The sequence below is a fragment of the Haloferax profundi genome, assembly GCF_001469865.1.
In the GTDB taxonomy this organism is placed as follows: Archaea; Halobacteriota; Halobacteria; order Halobacteriales; family Haloferacaceae; genus Haloferax; species Haloferax profundi.
Genome location: NZ_LOPV01000088.1, coordinates 1 through 4527 on the forward strand (window position 1 = coordinate 1; position 4527 = coordinate 4527).

Sequence of the window (4527 nt, forward strand, 5' to 3'; positions counted from 1 at the left end):
TGGAGAGACAACTGTCCGAGAAATCAGTCGTCGAATCCTCGTCGACCAGGTTCCATTTCGGACTGCTGCTGCTGACTCCGATGTGCAACCGATTGATGGAGTTCGAATTGGAACGGTGGCGGTTCAGGTGCTTGAGGAACTCAACGATACGCAGACTGAGTCGGGTCCCTCCCACGACTGAGCCGTGGGCCTCCTCCTTGCACTCATATGAGGTTGGTGAGTAACTCGAACGCCTTTACCTCAGACAGTCGAACCTGCTTTGTTTTTCACTGTCGACGTGTCTCGACGAGGCCAGCCGTTTCGAGCCGTTCGACAAGTTCTGAGGGGTAGCTAAGACTCTATTCGGGATTCGTTGCGAGTTCGGAGACTCTTTGCTTACATAATTTCGAGGCGGAAGCCCACGACTTCAGTCGTAGGTAACTTACTGCAATTCTTATGCACGTAATAATATAATCCACTGCATAATAATGGATACTCGAGTACGTACCCGTGCCTAAAGACGCAGGAGGAGGTCAACAAGGCAACCTGTTGCGAGAATTCGTTGAATTTCATCAGCCGACCACAAAATATCTAACAGCCAACACGAAATCGATTATAGATGCCCTCCCATCGCCGTCGTCAATTCCTTCGTGCTTGTGTCGCCACCGTTGGTCTCGGGACTGCTGGCTGTCTCGGTTCTGGCGGACCTGCTGGGACGACGACAAAGGCTGAGACGCAGACAGAAATGTCGACGAAGACGACCACAAGTACCCAAGCTAAGCAGCCAGATCCCCCTGTCGTCTGGCAGCGAACACTTGGCTCGGAAATCACCACTGCACCAACGAGTACAGGAGGTAGTCTCTATGTGGGAACGAAGTCAGGGACTATTGAATCATTGAGCGCTGACGATGGAAGCCAACAGTGGTCATTTGACGCAGACACCGAACTCCGTAGTTCGCCAGTCCACGTTGGCGAGACAGTGTTCGTCGTCGTAGGGAAGAGCGACTTGTTCGAAAACCAGGGCGTGGTCGCCCTCGACGCCGAAACCGGAACCGTGCAGTGGACGTTCAACCCTGAAGCATGGTGGCTGGAAATTCTCGGTGTCACTGAGAACGTACTGTACGTCGGGACCGAAGACGACGCGATTGAAGATGAAGGTCAGACACTCTATGCACTCTCCGTCGCTGATGGATCGGAGCAATGGTCCGGTGAAATTGGTGACCCGTCTGGTGGACACCTGATTACTGAGACGATGTACGTTCCAACATACGGCCGGCTCTATGCGTACGATACAGTAACCGGTAAGCAGCGATGGACTGCAGAAGTTGAAGACTATTCGTACCGGACAATTGCAGCTACCGACGAGACAGTCTGTTTCGTCGCTGACGAGGGTGATGTTCGTGGAAAACTCGTTGCACTGGATAGCGAGACGGGTGAGGAAAAATGGAGTCACGATGAATGGATCACGACATCAACGACGCTCAACGATGGCACGCTCTACGTCGGTGGCGAACATATCGCCGCATTCGATCCAGAAAGTGGTAAACAACAGTGGCAGGCAGACGAGTCAGGGTTCGTCCCACGGGTGCCAGTCCAGGACGGTGTTCTCTTTGCCGGTGGAAGCACAGTGCGGGCTTTCGATACTGAGGGAGGCGGTCTCAATTGGACGTGGACTCCCAAAGAGAGTGTTGAGGGCGTGATACCGTCTGCAACTGTAGCTGATTCTTTGTACATTGATTCGTGGGGAAGAGACGACCCACGAAACCGATTCAAGTTCTCACTCGATGTGACGACAAGTGAGCAGCAATGGGCGTTCGAGGATGGAACCCAACTAACTGACCTGTCGGTTGACGAAAACCAGGCCTACGTCGGGTCTGCGAAGGGTGCAGTGTATTCGCTTCAATAGTCTCAACCAACATTCGTTGGTTAAGAGTCTACCACCCTGTGGGTTCATTTGTGAGACACACGTCTCACACCACATGAGTACTAACACCGGAGACGGCAGAGACGGAGACGGTGGGACCACAAAAATTGATGTCCGAGTTCCCACTGCGATGGTCGACGCAATCGACGAGGAATTTGCCCGACGTGGGTACACCTCCCGGTCGGAAGCAATTCGTGATGCACTCCGAGACTGGCTTGATCCCTCTGTGCAACTATCCGAAGAGACGCTCGCAGACCTTGCCGAAAGTCGGAAACAGCGTGAGACGGGCAAGACGACCTCGCTTGACGACGACCGAGCGTGAATGACAGGCGTCAAGATTTTATCTGAAGCAGATAGCCACCTAGCCGACTTCGACCCCGGAGTACGGGAACAAATAGTGACTCAATGTCGCTTAACCCAACGAAGCCGTCGGCGTACAAACACAAGTCGGTATCCGATGGCTTGTAGAGGTCAAATCACTCAACAGCAACGACTATTGGATGCTAAGAGAGACTCAAAGACGTGACTGACAATGTCGCCTACCCCTCGGTTGAGCTCGTTCTTGAGCTCCACGAGCAAATTGTCGATGAAGGCGATATTACGGAGTCGGGAGTTAGGTCAGCAGATGCGATTGAATCTGTACTCCAGTACGTTTCAGAAGGATTCTTTGGAGAGGTTCCTGAGACGGTTCATGAAAAAGCAGTGCATCTGATGCGACTTCTCGTTGCCGACCACCCGTTCGTTGATGGGAACAAGCGAACAGCACTCAGAACGGTGGTCGTCTTCTACATGTTGAATGGATATCTGTTCGATTATGGTGACGAAATTCGTGCATTGCTGCACCGCTTTGCAACCGACGAAGCAGCTGTTGACATCCAAACAGCAGTCATATACTTCCGAGCGTGTGCCCGTCGTAACTGATTTAGGGATATAATGAGTACCTTCGATACAGACATGGCGTCCAGCACCGATTCCTCGACTCCGGTTGACGAAGAAGTCCGCCGACTGTACGAACGGTACAAGTCGGCTGAGAGTGACGAGGAACGCCGTGAAATTGCCCTAGAAATGGGGAAACTCGATGGACGTCGTCATGCCGAAATCTACGCGGCACTTGAGCACGAGTAATCTGTTTTCGCACGTAGTTCTCGTCTGTCTAAGTCTGTCCGTCTGAGCGTCAACTCTGGTTGAACGGACGCTTCGTTACGGCACGCCCCGCTCGCCCCCCTGTGCCCTCTATGCTCACGATTCTGGTGAGAGCCACCGCGACAGAATTAGTATCGTTGCTGAAGCCACTGCGCAATCTCCTGCTGGAATTGGTCGAACCAGTGGAGGTCGTTATGTAAAACAGAATAGACGACGTCGTGATTCACATCACCGTACCGGTGAGCGAGGATATTCCGAAACCCAACTGCTTCTTCTATTTGCTCTTGCACATCGCGTGAGATTATTTCTGCATTCCCAAGCGACTCAATCTCGTTCTTTGATGTCCCACTTGGAGAGAGACTCTCTGAAGCGCGGATGTGTTGGGCGAGGTCGATACAGGATTGGATGAGATTCATGAACGTCCGCTCAACAGCACGCTGGATAACGACGTCTTCGACGTATTCCGATTTGGACATTCCACGCATCTGCTTCAGATCGTTCGTGTACTCGTTGATGAAACGGAGTTTGTCGACAACAATGTCCTCGTCGACCATCTAGACGTCTCCACGAGCAAGCCGGTCAATGAACTCTCGACGTTCCTGTTCTCGCTCACTCGCACTTGCGTCGTATTCCGTGTCGACACGTTGCTTATAGGCATTCACCTCTCTCTCGTCGCCAGCTATACGAACACCATCTCGGAGTGCTGCATGGGCAACGTGAGTTGGCAATGATTCAATGTCGCTTACGTCGACGAACCCGTCGGCGTACGATTGCAAGTCAGCATCGATACGGTTGCGTCGACGGAACCGCTCGGCTTCGGACATCTCCTCGGGGAAACGGAGCGCAATGTCGACATCAGATGACTCGTCTGCCGTCCCTCTCGCATGCGACCCAAACAGAACTGCGAAGATGACCTCCGTTTGAGCGAGGTACTCTTTGATTCCCTCAATGTCGATTGTTTCGACAGCGGGGTCATCTGGTTGGGGCATAGTGATAGTTCACGTTCCTGCTTAATATATCTCGGTGGGTTTACCGGCCGCCGTCACGGCACGCCCCGCTCGCCGCCCTGTGCCCTCCGTGCTCACGACTCGCGTTGCTCGCTGTTCGCGACGAGCCGCTCCTGGGGTCGCGTCTCGCTTCACTCGCACCTTCCCGGTGCGCCAGCACCAAGCGCGCTGTCGGTCACGACGCCCTCGTAGACTCGGTCGTCGGACGCGAAACCGGCTTGTGTGCTGGCCGCTCGCTGCGGGCAGGTCGAGTCGCGCGGTGCTGGCTGTGTTTCCATCGTCGAGCGCACGCCTTCCGCGCCCTGCGGGGCGCTCGTGAAGGCGCGAAAGGCGTGCGCAGAATGAGTTGGTTGGAGTCGGTGAGAGCCACGGCTGGAGAGTCGTGGTGTCGGAAGAAGACGCTGAGTAGGCGCCTTCAGGTAAACTACAATGAGTACTAAGAAGCAAATCGGTAATGAAGTTTCGCACTACGAA

The 4527-nt window shown here is 53.8% G+C and carries 7 protein-coding genes and 1 pseudogene; 5 read left to right on the forward strand and 3 right to left on the reverse strand.

Annotation, left to right across the window (positions count from 1 at the left end; translation table 11 throughout):
• The 5 genes and pseudogenes from AUR66_RS22535 to AUR66_RS21100 form a co-directional block, all read left to right on the forward strand.
• Positions 1–181, forward strand: a pseudogene (locus tag AUR66_RS22535) (hypothetical protein); the annotation flags it as partial.
• Between the two features lie 417 nt (positions 182–598).
• The gene (locus tag AUR66_RS03920) at positions 599–1885 is read left to right on the forward strand and encodes an outer membrane protein assembly factor BamB family protein (protein ID WP_058571194.1); all 1287 of its coding nucleotides are present in this window, start codon (positions 599–601) and stop codon (positions 1883–1885) included.
• 73 nt (positions 1886–1958) lie between these two features.
• A complete protein-coding gene (locus AUR66_RS03925) occupies positions 1959–2225 on the forward strand; it encodes a ribbon-helix-helix domain-containing protein (protein ID WP_058571195.1) in 267 nt (88 codons plus the stop codon).
• Positions 2226–2425: 200 nt separating this feature from the next.
• Complete coding sequence (locus AUR66_RS21095) at positions 2426–2824, forward strand: type II toxin-antitoxin system death-on-curing family toxin (protein WP_058571196.1); 399 nt, start codon at positions 2426–2428, stop codon at positions 2822–2824.
• A 12-nt stretch (positions 2825–2836) separates the two neighbouring features.
• Entirely contained in the window at positions 2837–3028 is a 192-nt protein-coding gene (locus AUR66_RS21100; protein ID WP_058571197.1) for a hypothetical protein, read from the forward strand.
• Positions 3029–3174: 146 nt separating this feature from the next.
• On the opposite strand, the gene hepT is transcribed toward AUR66_RS21100, so the two are convergent.
• The 3 genes from hepT to AUR66_RS21105 form a co-directional block, all read right to left on the reverse strand.
• Complete coding sequence (gene hepT / locus AUR66_RS03940) at positions 3175–3600, reverse strand: type VII toxin-antitoxin system HepT family RNase toxin (protein WP_058571198.1); 426 nt, start codon at positions 3598–3600, stop codon at positions 3175–3177.
• On the reverse strand, positions 3601–4035 hold the full coding sequence (gene mntA / locus AUR66_RS03945; protein ID WP_058571199.1) for a type VII toxin-antitoxin system MntA family adenylyltransferase antitoxin: 435 nt from the start codon (positions 4033–4035) through the stop codon (positions 3601–3603).
• A gap of 149 nt (positions 4036–4184) precedes the next feature.
• A complete protein-coding gene (locus AUR66_RS21105; protein ID WP_157532991.1) occupies positions 4185–4331 on the reverse strand; it encodes a hypothetical protein in 147 nt (48 codons plus the stop codon).
• Between the last annotated feature and the right edge of the window lie 196 nt (positions 4332–4527).